This is a genomic window from Dysgonomonas mossii, from assembly GCF_004569505.1.
Lineage (GTDB): Bacteria > Bacteroidota > Bacteroidia > Bacteroidales > Dysgonomonadaceae > Dysgonomonas.
Genome location: NZ_SPPK01000002.1, coordinates 540,628 through 559,590, shown reverse-complemented (window position 1 = coordinate 559,590; position 18,963 = coordinate 540,628). Strand labels below are relative to the sequence as shown.

General features: G+C 36.9%; 17 protein-coding genes. 11 read left to right on the top strand and 6 right to left on the bottom strand.

What is annotated here, in order from left to right; all coding sequences use genetic code 11:
- The first annotated feature begins 9 nt into the window (after positions 1-9).
- The 3 genes from E4T88_RS07740 to E4T88_RS07730 are packed head-to-tail and all read left to right on the top strand — an operon-like array spanning position 10 to position 2,590.
- The gene (locus tag E4T88_RS07740) at positions 10-765 is read left to right on the top strand and encodes a succinate dehydrogenase/fumarate reductase iron-sulfur subunit (protein ID WP_135104886.1); all 756 of its coding nucleotides are present in this window, start codon (positions 10-12) and stop codon (positions 763-765) included.
- Positions 766-781: 16 nt separating this feature from the next.
- On the top strand, positions 782-1,630 hold the full coding sequence (locus tag E4T88_RS07735; protein WP_228093815.1) for a hypothetical protein: 849 nt from the start codon (positions 782-784) through the stop codon (positions 1,628-1,630).
- A gap of 30 nt (positions 1,631-1,660) precedes the next feature.
- Positions 1,661-2,590: a putative 2-dehydropantoate 2-reductase gene (locus E4T88_RS07730; protein ID WP_135104885.1), complete on the top strand. Its 930-nt coding sequence runs from the start codon at positions 1,661-1,663 to the stop codon at positions 2,588-2,590.
- 44 nt (positions 2,591-2,634) lie between these two features.
- Here E4T88_RS07730 and E4T88_RS07725 read toward each other — a convergent pair whose 3' ends face one another.
- Positions 2,635-3,288 carry an OmpA family protein gene (locus tag E4T88_RS07725; protein WP_135104884.1) on the bottom strand — a complete coding sequence of 218 codons (654 nt, stop codon included), beginning with the start codon at positions 3,286-3,288 and terminating at the stop codon, positions 2,635-2,637.
- Between the two features lie 230 nt (positions 3,289-3,518).
- Between E4T88_RS07725 and E4T88_RS07720 the strand changes: the two genes are divergently transcribed.
- From E4T88_RS07720 to E4T88_RS07705, 4 genes are all read left to right on the top strand, one after another.
- On the top strand, positions 3,519-4,979 hold the full coding sequence (locus E4T88_RS07720; RefSeq protein WP_135104883.1) for an ATP-binding cassette domain-containing protein: 1,461 nt from the start codon (positions 3,519-3,521) through the stop codon (positions 4,977-4,979).
- A gap of 102 nt (positions 4,980-5,081) precedes the next feature.
- A complete protein-coding gene (locus E4T88_RS07715; protein ID WP_006843218.1) occupies positions 5,082-5,633 on the top strand; it encodes an IS1096 element passenger TnpR family protein in 552 nt (183 codons plus the stop codon).
- Positions 5,633-6,541, top strand: a complete 909-nt coding sequence (miaA, locus tag E4T88_RS07710; RefSeq protein ID WP_135104882.1) for a tRNA (adenosine(37)-N6)-dimethylallyltransferase MiaA — start codon at positions 5,633-5,635, stop codon at positions 6,539-6,541. Before E4T88_RS07715 ends, miaA begins: the two co-directional genes overlap by 1 nt.
- Positions 6,542-6,610: 69 nt before the next feature.
- Positions 6,611-7,108 carry a hypothetical protein gene (locus E4T88_RS07705; protein ID WP_135104881.1) on the top strand — a complete coding sequence of 166 codons (498 nt, stop codon included), beginning with the start codon at positions 6,611-6,613 and terminating at the stop codon, positions 7,106-7,108.
- Between the two features lie 79 nt (positions 7,109-7,187).
- Here the strand turns inward: E4T88_RS07705 and E4T88_RS07700 are convergent, their stop codons facing one another.
- Positions 7,188-8,726, bottom strand: coding sequence for an MAC/perforin domain-containing protein (locus E4T88_RS07700; protein ID WP_167755442.1), 1,539 nt, complete (start codon positions 8,724-8,726; stop codon positions 7,188-7,190).
- Positions 8,727-9,334: 608 nt separating this feature from the next.
- On the opposite strand from E4T88_RS07700, the gene E4T88_RS07695 reads away from it, so the two are divergent.
- From E4T88_RS07695 to E4T88_RS07680, 4 genes are all read left to right on the top strand, one after another.
- Positions 9,335-10,306 carry a PorP/SprF family type IX secretion system membrane protein gene (locus E4T88_RS07695; RefSeq protein ID WP_135104879.1) on the top strand — a complete coding sequence of 324 codons (972 nt, stop codon included), beginning with the start codon at positions 9,335-9,337 and terminating at the stop codon, positions 10,304-10,306.
- An 80-nt stretch (positions 10,307-10,386) separates the two neighbouring features.
- Positions 10,387-11,808, top strand: a complete 1,422-nt coding sequence (porK, locus tag E4T88_RS07690; protein WP_135104878.1) for a T9SS ring complex lipoprotein PorK/GldK — start codon at positions 10,387-10,389, stop codon at positions 11,806-11,808.
- Positions 11,809-11,813: 5 nt separating this feature from the next.
- Positions 11,814-12,866, top strand: a complete 1,053-nt coding sequence (gene porN / locus E4T88_RS07685; protein WP_135104877.1) for a type IX secretion system ring subunit PorN/GldN — start codon at positions 11,814-11,816, stop codon at positions 12,864-12,866.
- A gap of 320 nt (positions 12,867-13,186) precedes the next feature.
- Positions 13,187-13,543, top strand: a complete 357-nt coding sequence (locus E4T88_RS07680; protein WP_135104876.1) for a hypothetical protein — start codon at positions 13,187-13,189, stop codon at positions 13,541-13,543.
- A 32-nt stretch (positions 13,544-13,575) separates the two neighbouring features.
- On the opposite strand, the gene E4T88_RS07675 is transcribed toward E4T88_RS07680, so the two are convergent.
- The 4 genes from E4T88_RS07675 to E4T88_RS07660 all read right to left on the bottom strand — a co-directional run bounded on the left by E4T88_RS07675 (position 13,576) and on the right by E4T88_RS07660 (position 18,695).
- On the bottom strand, positions 13,576-14,646 hold the full coding sequence (locus tag E4T88_RS07675; RefSeq protein ID WP_228093811.1) for a hypothetical protein: 1,071 nt from the start codon (positions 14,644-14,646) through the stop codon (positions 13,576-13,578).
- A gap of 15 nt (positions 14,647-14,661) precedes the next feature.
- Positions 14,662-15,558, bottom strand: a complete 897-nt coding sequence (gene porD / locus E4T88_RS07670; protein WP_135104874.1) for a type IX secretion system protein PorD — start codon at positions 15,556-15,558, stop codon at positions 14,662-14,664.
- Between the two features lies 1 nt (position 15,559).
- Positions 15,560-17,542 (bottom strand): PorE family type IX secretion system protein, encoded by a 1,983-nt coding sequence (porE, locus tag E4T88_RS07665; protein ID WP_135104873.1) that lies wholly within the window; start codon positions 17,540-17,542, stop codon positions 15,560-15,562.
- Between the two features lie 307 nt (positions 17,543-17,849).
- Positions 17,850-18,695: a hypothetical protein gene (locus tag E4T88_RS07660; RefSeq protein ID WP_135104872.1), complete on the bottom strand. Its 846-nt coding sequence runs from the start codon at positions 18,693-18,695 to the stop codon at positions 17,850-17,852.
- Between the last annotated feature and the right edge of the window lie 268 nt (positions 18,696-18,963).

Sequence of the window (18,963 nt, the reverse complement as noted above, 5' to 3'; positions counted from 1 at the left end):
TAAACGACAATGGAAAAACTAATAAATATAACATTAAAAGTTTGGCGTCAAAGAGGCCCACAAGTAAAAGGGGCTTTTGAGACATATTCACTTGATGGTATTTCAGTAGATAGTTCATTTCTTGAGATGCTTGATATTCTGAATGAAAATCTTATAAACCAAGGAAAAGAGCCGGTAGTATTTGACCACGACTGTCGTGAAGGTATTTGCGGTATGTGTAGTCTTTACGTAAACGGACATCCACACGGACCGGATGAAGACATTACAACTTGCCAGTTGCACATGCGTAAATTTAAAGATGGCGAAACTATTACTATCGAGCCATGGCGTTCAGCAGGGTTCCCTGTTATTCGCGACTTGATGGTAGATCGTAATGCTTTCGATAAAATCATTCAGGCTGGTGGATACGTAAGTGTAAATACCGGAGGTATACCTGATGCCAATGCTATTCCTATTCCTAAGGTAGATGCTGATGAAGCAATGGATTCAGCTTCTTGTATCGGATGTGGAGCTTGTGTTGCTGCTTGTAAGAACGGTTCGGCTATGCTCTTCCTTTCTGCGAAAGTGAGCCAGTTGGCACTTCTTCCTCAAGGACGTGTAGAAGGTGCTCGCCGTGCTAAAGCAATGGTGGCTAAAATGGACGAACTAGGATTCGGAAACTGTACCAATACAGGTGCATGTGAAGTAGAATGTCCTAAGAACATTTCTATTAGCAATATTGCTCGCCTCAACCGCGAATTCTTATCAGCTAAATTTAAAGACTAATAATCTTTATAAATATATGGAAAGCGACTACCTCATGGTAGTCGCTTTTTTTGTAATATTGCATGATATAAGGCCTAATATTATGACAAAATATTTTCTAATCTTATTTAGCATCACTTGCGTCCATGGATGCACACCATCAACAAGAAGTTGTCCCACCGTAATTAAAGAAATAAACAATGAAGATATTACCATACAATGGTTAAGTAACACCGGACTAAACTCGCAGAAGAACGATATTATAATAGCCAAAACAAAAAAACTCGTTGATACCATTTGTATTTCAGACAATATAGTCGATATATCATTTTATAACGGGATTTTGGGAGAATGTAATATCATTATTATTGGCTTTTTAGGTACTCCTCATAAGAATACACAACAGACAGAGATAAAAAATAAAACATTTAATTATCAAATACTAGCAGATAAAAACTACCTTGAAGTAATTTATATGAATGAGAGAAAGATTATTCATGGTGGGATAATAGATAAAGAATCATCTACTTGGCATAATTTTAATGAACAAAAAGAGCGTTACACCCCAACACTAGATGATGTAAGATATACTGAGAAAATCTTGACGGACAGCATTGTTTATATAAAGAGAAAAGAACCTGCCCATTCAGACTTTATAACAAAGAACCTAAATCGTTATTTAAGGCAATATGTAGGATTTATCAATAAAAATGGAGACAAAATCATTTGGATTAACTTTCTATATAAAAATGACCGTTTTATAAATACAGCTTATCTAAACGATGCTGTGATAACGGTAAATGACGGTGGAGAATATTATTGGTCTATTAAAGTAAATATAACAAAGAATAAATTATACGACATCTCCGTAAATGGAGAAACATAAAATTATACCTTTATAATAAAAAAGTAATATATGTCTCTAAAATATGCAGTAATAGGAACCGGAGCTATAGGCGGATATTATGGCGGAAACTTAGCTCACTCAGGGCACGAAGTACACTTCTTGTTTCATTCAGATTATGACTATGTAAAGAATCATGGACTACAGATTGATTCTACTAACGGAAGCTTTCACTTATCGAATGTTCTGGCTTATAGCAATACGAAAGACATGCCTGCGTGTGATGTTGTTTTGGTTGCATTGAAATCAACAAACAACAACCTCTTAAAAGAGCTACTCCCTCCCCTCTTACATCAAGACACAGTAGTAATATTGATACAAAATGGATTGGGGCTGGAAGCTGATCTACAAGAAGCTTTTCCTGAATTACAAATTGCAGGTGGTTTGGCTTTTATCTGCTCTAGTAAGATCGGGAGCGGGCATATAGGGCATTTTGATTATGGAAAACTCAATTTGGGATCTTACTCTTGTAGAGATTCTAATGTGTTGGAACAGGTGTGCTCCGATTTCAAACGAGCAGGAATAGAATCAAATATTCTGGAACTTGAGTTAGCACGGTGGATGAAGCTTGTTTGGAACATTCCGTATAATGGCATGACCGTTGTATTGAATACAGAAACAGATATACTGATGAATCATCCGTCAACTGCACAGCTATTGAAAGAGATGATGCTCGACGTGATACGTGGTGCTAATCACGTAGGACAAGGAAGATTTACCATACCAGAATCCTATGCCGATGAGATGCTGGTTATGACGCAACAAATGAAACCGTATTCACCAAGTATGAAACTTGATTTTGATGCTCATCGTCCTTTAGAGATCGAGTATATCTATACACGACCGATAATAGAAGTACAGAAAGCAGGATACGAGATGACCCGGGTTTCTATGTTGGAAAAACAATTGAGATTTATTCAGGATCAATACATAAAAAAATAAGCGGAAATTAAGTTTCCGCTTATTTTTCATGTTTTATATTTTATCTACGGATTTATCAAGAATAACACAGCACGGTTTTTATCGTTTTCGAGTTCGAACGGCTGCAATCCATCACCTTTCCAGTTCACTGATATTCTATTTTTGGCAATACCATATTTTGTTTCCAAAGCTTTTGCCACTTCATTAGAACGTTGTTCCGATAGCTTCATATTTATTTTAGCAGTACCTGTTTTCTTATCTGCATATCCTGTTACGACAACAGTCGAACCGGGATGCTCGTTCAAATAATTCACAGCCAACTCAATTTTAGACCATTCGGATGCATCTATCACATATTTATTTATACGGAAAAAGACAGGGTTAGGCAAAAAGAAAGGATCTTTTTTCACAGGTGCTACAACCGGGTCGGGATTTTTGATAGGTCTGGTCTCCGCCTCTATCGGAGGAGCATCTTTTACTGGCGCGCACAGTGATGGTATACTGTCCGGACAACCAAAATACTTTCTCCTATTGGTAGCAGCATTTGACAATACTACAGTTTGCCCCGGAGTATCTCCCCTCAATATTGTTACACGATCATCACTGATTAATTGCACAGCCGGATCATTCGACGTAGATGTGGTAGTTGCATTTTGAGCTTTTACGGGAAATACAAATAGCCCTAAAAGCATAAATGACAGTAGAAGTCTTAGTTTCATAATGATATACTTGGTGTTAAGGTAAATATCTATTTTGTTTGTATTAATTGACAAATTTAATATATTTCTTATATTATAGGAAATATTTTAAGAAAAGATTTATGAAATGTAAAAAATGAGATAAATTCCCTCTCTTTTTTGAATAAAATGCTTGATATTAATTCTTTATTCCGGAATACTGCAAGCACCGACATACGACTTTCATTATCTTTGTAACTTATTTCTTACTTATGGATAAAAAGATTGTAATTGAAATAAAAGGAGCGACTCCTCGCATTGATAGTTTAAGATTTAATCATCCCGTAAACTGGATGATTAAAGAAAACGAACACTGGGCAGTTATTGGTCCAAATGGCGGAGGTAAAACGCTCTTGGTAGATATATTATTGGGTAAATATGCACTTAAAGAGGGTGAAATTATTAGTGCTGATGAATCCGGGGCAAATCTATCCGTATCATCTGTTGTAAAAAGTGTTGCCTTCAGGGATATATACAGCATTATTGATACACAGAACAGCTACTACCAACAACGGTGGAATAAGGGAGATGAGCAAGAAATACCTCTAACAAAAGATTTGGTACAGAATGTCGATCAAACATGGTTGAATACATTGGTAGAGTGGTTCAGAATAGAAGATCTGATGAATAAAGAGGTTAATCTTCTATCGAGTGGTGAGCTCCGCAAATTTTTGATTGTGCGCTCTCTTTTATCGAGACCTCGCATCTTGATACTCGACAACCCGTTTATCGGACTCGATACGTCATCCCGAAAAGTTTTGAATGACCTGCTCACCCGTTTATCCGAACTCGATAATCTACAGATTGTATTGATCTTATCCAACCCTAACGATATACCGGATATGGTTACCCATATTCTGCCGATTAAAGACAAACAGATACATCAACCGATGTCTCGCATGGCTTTTGAGGAAGATAAAGAGTTTGTAACTTCATTATTCCCCTCTGTCGATATCGAAGGACTGGAGACACTTAAGAAAGCATCTAACGATGAAGAGACCAAGACTTATGAGAATACCGCTATTCTAAAAAACATTCATATCCGATACGGACAACGAACAATATTAAAAGATCTGGATTGGGAAATCAAACGAGGTGAAAAATGGGCTCTGCTTGGAGCCAATGGGGCGGGCAAATCAACCTTATTGAGCTTGATATGCGGTGATAATCCGCAAGCCTATGCAAATGACATAACGTTATTTGACCGTAAAAGGGGTACAGGTGAAAGCATCTGGGATATAAAAAAGCGGATTGGATACATATCTCCCGAGATGCATCTTTACTATCTAAAGAATGTGAGATGTCTCGATGTTGTTGGATCAGGCTTTTTCGACACTATCGGTTTATACAGAAAGTGCGACACAGAACAAGAGGTCGTAGCTCTGGAATGGATGAAGCTTTTCAGAGTGGAACATCTCAAAGATGTATCTTTTCTGAATGTATCTTCGGGAGAGCAACGCCTGATATTGTTAGCCCGGGTGTTCGTAAAAAATCCCGATCTTCTTATACTCGACGAACCGCTTCATGGACTGGATATTATTAATAAAAGAAGAGTAAAAGAAATCCTTGAAAGGTATTGTGATTCAAACAAGTCGCTAATCTATGTCACTCATTATGAAAACGAAATCCCGAGCATAGTGGACAGGCGGAAAGTTTTGATAAAAAATGAATGAAAGTTATAAAGTAATTCTACTTTCCTATCCCTGCATTTATTTTGCAGAAATGTTGTAAAAAATTATTATTTTTGAAGCAGAAATAAATAAGCATAAATTAAAATGATATTCCGTTTTTTACTTTTATCAGATGAAGTTGAAGACTTCAAGCGTGAGATTCAAATAGATGCAGATAATACTTTTCTTGATCTGCATCAGGCAATTATTAAGTCGGTAGATTATAAAGACGGTGAGATGACTTCATTCTTTATCTGCTCTGACGACTGGGAAAAAGAACAAGAAATCACCCTTGTGGAAATGGATACAAGTTCGGACGAAGATTCGTATACAATGGAAGAATCTATCCTGAACGATTTTCTGGAAGATGAAAGACAAAAATTGATGTACGTATTTGATTATATGACAGAGCGTGCATTCTTTATGGAACTACGAGAAATCATTACAGGAAAAAACCTCGAGCAGGCCATATGCACTAAATCTACAGGAAACCCTCCTACTCAGTTTGTTGACTTCGAAACAATTGCTGCAAGTTCTACATCGTTGGATACGGGTGAGACTTTCTATGGCGACGAAGGATACGACATGGACGAACTGGATGCCGAAGGCTTTGACGGATTAGACGATGTTCAGTTGCCTAGCGACGAAGAATATTAATGAAACGCCTGATAGTACTGCTTGGCCCCACAGGAGTGGGGAAAACAGCACTAAGTCTCAACTTGGCTGAGCACTATCTGTCGCCTATCATATCAGCCGATTCCCGACAATTTTTCAAAGGACTTGAAGTCGGCACAGCTGCGCCGACTACAGCTCAAAAAGATCGTGTTGTACATCACCTTGTTGGTATGCTTGATGTTACCGACTACTATAGTGCCAGCGAATTTGAGCGTGATGCCCTGACTATAATAGAAGATCTTCATAAATCGCACGATGTACTTATAGCCACTGGCGGTTCTATGATGTATATAGATGCTCTCTGCAATGGCATCGACGATGTACCCACAATAGACGAGAGTCTCCGCAAAGAGGTCTATGAATTGTACGAACGAGAAGGACTGGAACCGATACGGGCACAATTGAAAGTACTAGACCCTGATTTTTATAATGAAGTAGACCTAAAGAATTATAAGCGTGTGATTCACGCTTTGGAAGTTTGCCTGATGACGGGCAAGCCTTATTCATCATTCCGAACACAAACAAAAAAAGAACGTCCGTTCGAAATTATAAAAATAGGATTGACACGCGACAGAGCCGAATTGTACGAAAGGATAAACAATCGTGTAGATGAAATGATTTCTTCGGGGCTGCTAGAAGAAGCCGGACGTTTTTATCCACAACGGCACCTCAATGCATTAAATACGGTCGGATATAAAGAGTTGTTCAAATATCTGGATGGCGAATGGACTCTTGATTTTGCTATCGAAAAGATAAAACAAAGCACACGCATTTACTCTCGCAAACAAATCACATGGTTCAAGAGAGATAAAGAAATTCACTGGATAAACTTATCTGAAACAAGCGAAGACGATGCGTTAAAAAAAATAATATCCATTAGCGGATATTAACAAAAGGTGAGCTTTTATTGTTTAATTAAAATAGAAGCTGTATTTTTAACAATCATAAAAAACTATTATATGAGAACAAGGCTATACAAGTATTTAGTTATCTCTCTTTTGGCTGTATTTGGCATTACCGGATTAACGGGTTGTGGAGACGATATTACCGAACAATATTATGTAGGTTCGGAAGTTAAAACAAAAGATTTTAAGGTTGAAAAGAATCAATGGGGATGGAATGACGTTTACAATCGCTATGAAGCGACTATAAGCGTAAAAGAGATAGATGAGAGATTGTATGAATTTGGCACAATTGCCGCAACTGTCTTTGTAAATGAAGAAGCTCCGGATGGGAGCATTTATGAAGTACAAAAAAACTTACCTTTCGTACAAGCATATAAAGACTTAGCTACTCCGTATACCGAGTATATAGGTTTCGATATATTTTATGGAAACGGAACTAATCCTTCTGTTACCTTTTATATTCAAACATCAGATGGTTCTCCTGATACTCCTGTATTACCTGACGCTTATAACTTCAAACTTGCTTTGATATGGGATAGTAAAACTAATTAATATATTATATTAAGCGAGGTGTCTATTGAATAGACACCTCTTTCTTTAATTATATAGTTTTATTATATTCTATATACAACTATTGATAGAGAACATATCCTATAACTTCTTCATATTGCCAGCTCGAGTTCATGCGAGCATCATTGATGTTATCAGTAACATAAAATGTGTTTTTACTTTTATTCCAAAATCTATGTAATGCAACGTAGTTACGCATATCTAAAGGCTTATCATAATATCGAATACTGTATAAACGACTATCTCTTTTATATTGTGTAGGATTTGTTAATCTAGGATCCTTCGAACGAATATCAGAAGCATAATAATATCTATTAGTCTTTATGTGTATATATCGAATAAATGAACCAAATACACCTTGTCCTGCTGAGTACTCATTGCCATATGTTCTGTTTGTTGTATATCCTATAACTTTATCAAAATACCATCCCTGCTTCGATTCATATGTATTTGTCAGGTAAGCTTCTTGTGTTTTACTATTCCAATATCGATATAAAGGAAAAAGGCTGAGGTTATCTGCTTGGTTATTTTTTATAAAATTATTTACAGCTTGTTTTACCAGCTCTGCTTTTGTGTTATCAGCGATCAACATATAGATAGGATATGTTTTATTCCAGTCTAAATCGACTAAAACTGCATTTTTATCATTTATTGACGCAATCCAATTCCCCACATTTAAAGAATAACTTGTCCCTTCTGTTGGTGATATATTTATAGAAAGTCCATTCGTGTTCCCTCCGTAAGATTTTATACTACCATTCCAATTAATGTTTTTACTATTTATTTGGGTAGTTGTGGTTTGCTCCCAGCCTGCAGTTGCTCCTAATCCTATCTTTGATAAGCCAAATTTAGCTCCAACTTCAGCTGTTTGCTTTTTACTATTAGTGGTTCCATCTTCGAGTGTTAATCCTCTAAATTCAGATTTGAAAATTCCTCCTGTTGTAAATTTAAACAAAACGTGTGTTCCAAATTTTTCAACTAAATTATATGCTTGATTTAAAGTATTTACTTTTTCCAACTCTTGTTTAAAATAAGGATTTAAATATTTTTGCGCAATGGATAATTCTGTATCTAAAATAAATCTTCTATGAGTACTGAAAATTTCCGCTGTGGCACATGAATAGGCTGATGAATAAGAGACCTTACTTTTAGTTTCCTGACTTGCTTTTACATCTGCGGAAAATAGTCCTCCAGTAAGGCCTTTTGTTATACCATTAGAAGCTACTGAAGCTGAAAAATTGGTTTTAGTAGTAACTTCTTTTACATAGCTGAAATAATCTTCTCCACTATATACTCTAGTATTAGTTCCACTGTATGCTCCTTTATCAAAATATATTAAGTTAGATGGCTCTGTAGTTATTAGTTTCTCTATATCAATTACTTGATATTGACTAACTGCATCTCTATGCGCGTATGGTTTAGTGATAAAATATCCATATCCTAATACATCATATTTTTCATCTCCAGATGACTTAGTTTTAGGATCACTTTCAGAATTTACAACATTTGTATCTTCTAATAAATTTTCATAGCCTTCCGAACAAGAAAAAAATAGAAAGATAAAAAATACTGACAAGTAAATAAAATTATTCTTTTTCATGGCCATTATATTTTAGGGTTAATAATAGAGAAGTTCACGATGCGTAATATTAACGCAATTTTAAGCTAAATTATCAATAGGTCAAATTTAAAACTGTTAATATTTGCAAATAAATTATTATATTCGCTTATAGGATTAATGGTAAGATAATACTAGATGCTATTTCTGATAAAAACCAGCAGATAATAGATGCAATCATAGAGTATCAACTGCCTATTTTGTCAACACACATGAAAGTCGTTTGGGCCGAACTTATTATCCCTATTTCAGTCGTTTAATATACACCTGCTATCGCTTTTTTCCAAAGCTAAAATAAATAAGAAGTGGATGGATTTTCTTATTGCAGAATTATCTTATATTGAGTTCTTTGATGTTATTGTATAATTATCAACTTTTAGTTACTACCCAATAAGAGGAAATCTAATAAAGTGACAATAAAAACATACCGAAAAACTGTTACTTTTGTTACTTTTTGGAATTGAAATAATTTTTACCAAGTAAACATAAAAAACACAAATTATAGCTAAATACACAATTTACAAGGCTTTCGGCCGTTAATTAAAATAAAATGTACTTACTTTGCACTCCATTATCACTGACATTTGTGAATGAAACTTAACTATATAACATTATTCTTTCTGTTTTTCACTCTAGGTTCGGGTGTTGTATATGGTCAGTGGGATTCCCAGATCAGCCAATATTGGAATATGAAGAACTTTTATAATCCTTCGTTTGTTGGAGAAAGAAATGTTATAGAAAGTTCTTTGCTACATCGCCGTCAGTGGACAGGTATAGACAGAGCTCCGGTAACATCGTTGGTTTCATTAAATATGCCTATGAACTTTCTGGGCAAGGAGCATGGAGTGGGTGCGATGGTTATAACTGATAAATTCGGATTATTTACGAATACCTCCACTATGCTGCAATACGCTTATCGGTTTAAGTTTAAGAAAAACAGATACCTAAGAGTAGGCTTACAAGGAGGGATGATGAATATAGACTTCGACGCTTCCGGAATACAGAATATACCAAGCGGAGAAGGAGGAACAGGAAACGAATCTGAAGGAGAAACAGACCCTACAAACCCAACCACAGCTATAGGCGAAAAGAAGTTTGATATGGGTGTGGGTATATCGTGGATCACTCCTACTTATTACTTGGGAGCTTCTATAACGCACCTGATGCAGCCCAAGTTTGATATAGATGAACAAACCACCTCTTCTATTTCCCGTATCTATTATCTGACAGGAGGATACAATATAAAGCTCGGAAATCCGTTGATAGAATTGCAACCATCTGCTCTCTTTAAATCTGATGCTGTCACCTATCAATTGGAAGTTACAGCTAAAGCCGAATATAAAAAGATGTTCAATGGAGGAATATCTTGGAGAAAAGGGGACGGTTTTGTATTTTTGCTTGGTGTGAAAATAAAAAATATAGATGCAGGCTATTCATACGACCTTTCAACATCAGAGATATCAAAGGTCAGTCATGGAAGCCACGAATTGTTTATACGCTATAGTATGCCTTTAGAGAAGCGAAAAGACAGGCATTCGGGCAAAAGTATAAGGATATTATAATTATAAAAAAGACGAGTATACAAACTTACAAGTAGAATAAATAAAAAAGTTGACTGACAGAATCAGATCATAAAAGAAATATGAAACATTTGTTTTTTGCAATTATAACTTCACTCATCCTGTTTACATCTTGTGGTAAATCGGTAGGATCAAGCATCGGCGGTGAAGTAGTTGGCGAAAAGGGATCGTCGTGGGCCGAACCTACACCTTACGGTATGGTATTGGTATCGAGAGGTTCTATAGAAATGGGACCGGCCGAGAACGATTCCCTATGGGATATAAAAGCCAGTCCGAAAGGAGTTTCGGTAGATAATTTTTGGATGGACGAGACAGAAGTCACCAATTCCAAATATCGCCAATTTGTATATTGGGTACGCGATTCAATTATCCGTGAACGACTGGCCGACCCTGCCTACGGAGGAAACGAAGCATTCAAAATCACAGAAGACAGATACGGTGACCCGGTAAAACCTTACCTCGATTGGAGGAGACCGATACCAAAACGTCCCTTGGAAGAAGAGGAGCTGGCAATAAACAGTGTAACTTTTATACATCCGATAACAGGAGTTAGAGGATTAGACCCTCGTCAGATGAATTTCAAATATGAATGGTTCGATTATACCGAAGCAGCAAAACGCAGAAACCGTTTGATACCTCAGGAACGAACCCTCAATACAGATATTGCAATAGATGTCAATCAAGTAGTAATGATATCAAAAGATACGGCTTATATCAATGAAGAAGGACGCCCTGTAAACCAAACAATAGTCCGCCCTTTGAGCTCATTATTCGATTTTGTACATACCAAGATTGTAAACGTTTATCCCGATACTACTGTTTGGGTAAATGATTTCAACAATGCCTACAATGAGCCATATATGCGCATGTATTTTTCTCACTCGGGGTATAATGATTATCCGGTTGTAGGTGTAACTTGGGAACAAGCTACTGCTTTCTGTGAATGGAGAACCATGTTCTACAAAATGGGACAACCTAAAAATGGACGTCCGATCGAAAACTTCCGATTGCCCACAGAAGGAGAATGGGAGTTTGCCGCACGTAATGGTAAGACCGAAAATAAATATCCGTGGGATAAAGAAGGTACAATGGATGAGAAGGCTTGCTTTATGGCAAACTTCAAGCCGGGAGAAGGGAACTATACGAAAGACGGAAATCTTATCCCTGCTCGGGTAGCGTCTTATGTGCCAAATCGTTTTGGTATATATGATTTAGCCGGTAACGTTTCAGAATGGACTTCTACGGCTTATACCGAGTCGGGTACAGCAATGATGAATGATATGAACCCTCAATACAAATACGATGCTGCCAAAGAAGACCCATATGCTATAAAGAAGAAAGTAGTAAAAGGAGGATCGTGGAAAGATATAGGGCGAAACATCAGAGGAGACATGCGCGAAGGTGAGTTCCAAAACCAGCCGCGCTCGTATATCGGATTTAGATGTGTAAGAACTCAGGTAGGATTTGCAAAATCTAAGAAGTAAAGAAAATGAATAAGATATATAAAATATTGGCTGTCGTTATTTGCGGATTGAGCTTTATCTCTGTGTTGCATGCACAAGAACAGCCCGAATCGCTTCGAGACAGAATAGCCAAAAGACAACAGCAACAACAGGGTAATACCCAGCAAAACAACAACGGGCCAAAAGTTCCTCAATTGTCTGTGCGCGCAGAAATGATGAACGACACGCAGACACAGGATTTATCGAATGCTACATGGATCAGAGAGGTGTATCGCTTTTTAGACCTTACAAAGGGAAAGAATGCTGCCCTGTATTATCCGGTACAGCCTATTGGCAATCAGATGAACTTCTATACAATGATCTTTAAACTGATGGGCGATGGAAACCTTGTTGCTTATGATTGGAATAATGGCACAGATCTTTTTGTAGATAATCTGAAAATCAATTTTGGAGACGTACTCGAAAGACTCGAAATACCTTATCAAAAGAACGGTAATGCATATTCTTATGATGAATTCAGCATTCCCAGTAACGAAGCTTTGGGATATTATATCAAAGAAGCTTGGTACTTCGACCAGTCTAATTCTGTGCTAGGTGTAAAAATAGTGGCTATTTGCCCCGTACTGTTTCGTCAGCAATACGTTGATGGTATAGACTTCGGAACATCTACAAATCAAGGCCTAAAAGAACCTCAGTTTTGGATACCATACGAAAACATACGTCCTTATGCCGCTCGTATGCCTATTATGGCTTCGGACAAGAACAACGTAATGAATAAAACCATTGACGACTACTTCCGTATGCGCTTGTATGAAGGAGAAATATACAAGACTACCAATATGGAAAATAAGTTCCTCAACCAGATATATACGACTCCAGAGACATTAAAAGAGGCTCAAAACAAAATAGAGGGCGAATTGAAGGAGTTTGACAAAGAACTATGGATAGTGAACGACTCGATCAATCAAATTCAATCAGGCAATACAAAAAACACAAAAAAGAGCAATTATAAAGCACCGAAAACAAAGAAAGCTAAAAGCACCTCTGCTATCTCGTATTCGGCCAGAGACAGACGATAAATAAATAAACTGATATATCTTAAGGGAGAGGTTGTTTGGCAAAAGCAACCTCTTTTTTATTTAAGTTTGCCATATCTATATATCAAAAAGAGCACTTATAGGTTTTATATATATCACATTGAACATTAATATGACATTTTTGTGTTAAAATATTTTACTTTTCAATAAATACATTTTATCTTTGCAAAGAGTTTTAGGTTATTACTATACAAGATAATTAAACAGAGAGTACCATGATAAATAACAGGTACTCTCTGTCTTTTTTTGTCTTATAGGTTTAGGTTATTAAAGTAAAGATTGTTTATTTTAAAAAATTGGTTATGAAAAGGTTATTAATTTTAGTTGTAGCTGTGCTTGGATTAGGTGCCAGCTCTTACGCGCAAAACGATTATGATGTTCTTTGGGTATTGAACAACAAATCAACATTCGAAACTGTTGCAGAATATGTTAATGCAACTTCAAATCAGAAAGAATATATGAGAGCTATCTTCTATGATTCTACTGAAAAACTAAAAAGCGCACTGATCGACAATGATAAAGAAGCAGCAGAAAAAGCGCTATTCTTTAATTTGGCTAATGTAAGATCAGTTTTGTCTGAAAAACAGTATAGAAAGTATTTGACAATATTAAATACTACTATCAACGATCAGCAAGGCAAGTACATGGCTAGCAAATGAGAAAAACAAGATTGAAGATAGAAGGATGTTTCTTAAATAGAGACATCCTTTTTTATTTTATCCTTCTTCATCTTATCAATCATCCAAATCAGTAGCAAATAGATTGGCATAACAACAGGATATAGCAAAAAGATAAAGAATACATACCCATGCCTTCCCGAAGCATATTCTCCTATCACCACATCTATTAAAGAATATGACCACACATATAAACACAAATAAAGAATAGGTGCTAAAATACCTCCAACTATTACGACAGGGGAAAAACGTTTCGTCGGCTTCCTGATCCGATATCTCAGTGTAAGATAAACATGTACAACACCGAGTACTAGAATAAAAGCAAGCACTAACCAATGCCCAATTGCCACAAAGATATTAGCAAACCATCCTACTTGAGGTGTGTAAGTTATAACAAATTCATCTGATGGTATGTCCGAAAAATGCAAGTGTGTTACAGCATCGGTAAGACTCGTTTTTTCAGCAGGCAAATTCGTTTCGAATGTGCCGTCCAGTCCTGTTATATCTATCTCAATATCCAGTCCTCCGAATGTACGCCAAAAACGAGCCGGCGCAAGATTGTACCTCAAAGTAAACTCTCTGACAGGATTACCTACATACACATTCGCACGCACTGTATACTCCACCCTGATAGCATGCTCTCCCTCAGAAAGATCAATTTCAAAATATTTCAATCCGATCAAATTCGGAACATTCTCCTGCGAGTACAAGAGATGATTATCCAAAGAATCTATCCACGAAAGAGCCGCCTTATCCTCATATGAAGAAGGTATCTTTGATACCGCAACGTCTTTATCATCTACCCATACACGAAAGCCATCACTTTCAGACACATCAGTCATTGTATCAAACACAAGAGGAATCTGCTTCCCTACTCTATCTGATTTAGCAGTATAGATCACCGTATACTTAGCTGTATAAAAATCAATAATGCGGACATGTAAAGACTCATGCAGAATATCTATATCCTTGCTCGAATAAGCTTCACTCATCGGATTGCCACCTATCCACGGAGATGCCATATTCGCCGAAGTGGATACGCAAGCAATTATAAAAGAGAATAGAAGTGAAAATCTTTTTAGCATAGTTTTGTAAAACATTTATTTTAGGTTATTTATAAGATAACCTTTCGTAGGAAATATCTGGTTTAGCTGCTTTTTTACAGCTTGCTTCTCTTCGGCTGTAGCCTGAGAACAGATACGTACTATTTCATCCAGTTTGGTTTCACCGATAATTAATAACAATGGAGAAGATGGACGTGAATCGTACAACTTCTGCAAGTCTGCCATTGCTTCTATAATACGTATTCTTCCACGTGAAGCATTGGCTGCCATTTCGTCCAACCCATTGCGATGATAATTGTACCAGAAAGAATGAAAGGCTTTAGAGCTCTCATCGGTAAAAGCCACAGCAAGATCATACCTGTTATCATTTTTGCCGGAGAAAGGCTCCCACCCTTTTGTATTCAATGATTGAGCCATATTAGCGATTTCCATTGCCCTTGCAAAATACGGAGCACCTCCATTTAAGGAAAATGAATCAAAATCAAGCCCTATGACAACATAAGCATAAAAGGATATTACTGCTACCAAGTTATTGGAAAGTGTAATATTGCTCAAGTCGAGAGATTCTCCTGGTGTATAATTAAACTCAAATTTAGTATCTCTATAGTTGATCAGAGTAGTTATATATGTCGAATTATATACAGGACGACGTGAAGTAACCTGCATTTCTGCAACAAAACTATTATCCGAAGTCATTTCACTTATCGAAATATTCACAGAGCAATCAATACGCTCATTTATGTTGAACGAGGTATTTGTCCATGCTTGATCATTCAACAACTGATTGAGTGAGCTTTCCATTGCCGAAAACAGGTTTTGGTTTGCCGCAGGAACTTTACTGCTGTTTATAGTGAGCTTTGCATTCAACTCCTGTGCCTCTATGTCAGCAAAAGAGATTATTGCAGATATTATGAATAAAGTCAGTCTTAACATACTACTCGAGATTATATGTAATACTTAATACCTTAAACTCTGTCCGGCGGTTTACCTGATCAGCCATTTCCTGTTGCTCTGGTGTGAGCCCTTCAATAAACTCCTCATTCAGTATATCACCTTCTTTCAAAAAGTCATACTTCTTTACGATAGCTTTGGTAACCGTCTTGGGCTCACTTTTACCTTTGCCCACAGCCGTCAATCGATCTTTAGATATCCCTCCCGCTATCAGGTAATTGACCACTGATTCAGCCCTGCGTTGCGAGAGTTTGATATTATATTCGTCCGACCCTTTTCTGTCGGCATGAGCCGAAAGTTCGATTGTCACATTCGGATTGGTATTAAGCAAGTCGATCAAACCATCCAATTCTTTTTTTGATCCGGGTAGCAAGGTTGCTTTGTCGAACTCATAGAATATATTTTCCAATACCACCGGCTTATTGATCGGGGTAAGAATGAAATCGAGCAGATAGGTTGAATCCTTCTCTATCGCTATAGTTTTGAGAGACATACGTGTATTCAAGTGATCTTTGGCACTTGCCAGAAATACATAGTCTACCCCTTGCTTTACGTCCATTTTGTAAGTCCCGTCATTTTTTCCCGGAAACCTCATATTCGTTCCATCACGCCCTACCACGCGTATAGTAGCATTGGTTACAAACTCATCGTCTGTATCCACAATATATCCTTCAGCTACAGTTGTAATTACCGGATATGCAAAAGAATATATATGATCAAATCCTTTGCCATCGCCACGGTTGGAGCTAAAGAATCCACTTTCTTTGTTTCCTTCGAACGTTATACCAAAATCATCTGCCTGAGAGTTTATAGGGAACTTCATATTCTCTACCTTCCAGCCTTTAGACTTTTTATTATATTCAGCCTTATATATATCCAGACCACCCATCCCTACATGTCCGTCCGAAGAAAAATAGAGCGTAGAGTCGTTTCGCATATACGGAAACATTTCGTCTCCTGCGGTATTGATATCGGGCCCCAAGTTCTCAACAAATTCGACCAGATCGCCAACCATACTTGCCCGCCAAATATCTTTACCGCCATAGCCTCCGGGCATGTCGGACACAAAATAAATATAGTCACCCGAAGGTGTTATCGCCGGATGGGCATAAACACTGGTTGTATCACGCTTGTTTATTTCTATCTTCGTACCCTTTCCCCATGACCCCGACGAACGGTATGAGACATATATAGATGGAAAGGAAGTATTTACCGAATCGAGTTTTGTTTGTGTAAAATACATTGCCGAGCCTGTAGCCGAAAATGATGTTGTGCCTTCGTCTGATGATGTATTTATAGGTGAATCCAAGTGTTCAGGCTTCATCCAGTTTCCACTCTCGTCTTTGCGAGACATGAATATATCATTGAGCTTAGATCCTGTAATATTACTTATAGTATCTCCTATAACACCTTCTCGGTTAGATGTAAAGTACAACTGATCGTAATCGGGAGGAAGCAACATAGGACTAAACTCTCCCCGATTGGAATTAAACAAATCCATCCTCTTCACTGTATATAATGTCGGATTAGCTTTCCACTCTGGGGCTACCGTTGTACCTTCCAGCCCGTTAAGAGCAAATTTATTATCAGGGAAAAGCTTTAAGAAATCAGCGTAGTAACGAGCAGCTTGCTTATAATCTCCCACCTTCTGCAACGATCTGGCATATTGCAGATTCAAAGTACTGTCGTTCACCTTATATCTAACAGCATTAGCATACGCCGCATTCGCTCGTAGAGGGTTGTTTATCAACCTGTAACTCTCCGCCATACGCAAAGCAACTTCTCCTCTCAACTCTCTCTTCTTTACAGGGATGCTGCGGTATATCTTGCGATACATATCTGCCGCAACAAAGTATTCACCTTGTGCAAACTTACGGTCTGCATCTTCCAGTTTTACCTGTTTACAAGAATATGCAGACAATAAAAGAATAAGGATACTAAATATGTAAGATATATATCTTTTCAAACTTTTTTCAGGTTATTACAATAAGTTGTTACAGTTTACAAATATAACTCATTTCTGCTTAGAATATTGCTTCCTCCAATTGGAAACATGACAGGCTAATTATCACGCATTTATTACTTTTCGCAGAACTTTACACATACGGTCAAGAGAAATATATTTTCACAAAAAGAATTCTAAGACAAATCTAAATTGTTTTTTTTAACGTTTCATGGTTGCTTGTAGTAGGTATTGCGGCGATTAACTTTCAACGATTCAAAAAGTAACACAGGGAGAAAGGATTGTTAATTAGTGACTAGCACTTCGTGTTTTACCTTATTTTCCATTTCCTTTTTGTCATTTCTTTTATTGTTAGCCTTTTAGTCGGACGCAGTTTTGTTTTCTCTGATTCAAATTGTTGATTTGCAACTCCAATAAACCAAATACCAAAATCGCCCATATGCCCATATAAATCTCGATCTATACTATATTTATGACAGATTTCCATGACGTCTATCTTCTCAACTAATTCTATAATATTTTTGTGTCGAACTGGTGAATACCAATGAATATTCGGTTTATTATCCCATTCTGCATAGTTGATGATTAATATTTCTGCATTTTCGAAATCATTCTTAGTAGGCTTATTTTCTTGATTAATCCTTGTACTTGCAATAAGATTGTACCCATATTCTGTATCATGGACTGCTTCCAAGACAACTGCTCCTCCGTAATTTCCATTTTCGAGTTTGAAAACCAAACAATCGCCTTTTTCAAAAGCAGGCTGCCGAATTATTTTCTTTTTCCTTGCTTTCGCTTTAGGTCGCTCTTCTTGAAGGTTTAAAAGAAATCTTTGAAGAATATCCTTTCGCTTCTTAATCTCTTTTTCAGGCGCCTCAAGCCGCCTCCAGACTTCAAGGTCATTGCCTGATTCTATTATTTCCCTTATTCGGAGAAATAAATCTTTCTCTAGTTGCTTACATTCCCATTGGGCTTTGGCTAATGCAAACCAAAAATTATTACTCTCTTCAAGATCATCAATTATTTCTTGGTTTTCTCTGATTAGTTTTACTGATATTTCAGCGACTTCAAGCCCATCATTGTATAAATCAAAAAACTCACTGTAAATGTCTGCATAAGTATCATTTGATGATATTGCAACTCCCCAAGTTCCCATATTAGTTATATATTTTTTATACTTTCTAATTTTTCACTTCACTGTCCACTTAGATTGTTGATTTGTCTCTAACTTGATCGTTACCGCTATAAAATGACGTTGCCTCTTATTCTCGGGAACAGCTGACGATATGCATGAAAGCAAAGATATTGATAATAATTGTCATGAAGAATATCTTGTCCTCATTCTCTGAAAGAATATTACAGTCTAATTCTCTTGAAAGTATTGAGGCTTAGGAATAAATATTCCTAAGCTACTCTCAGAAAAA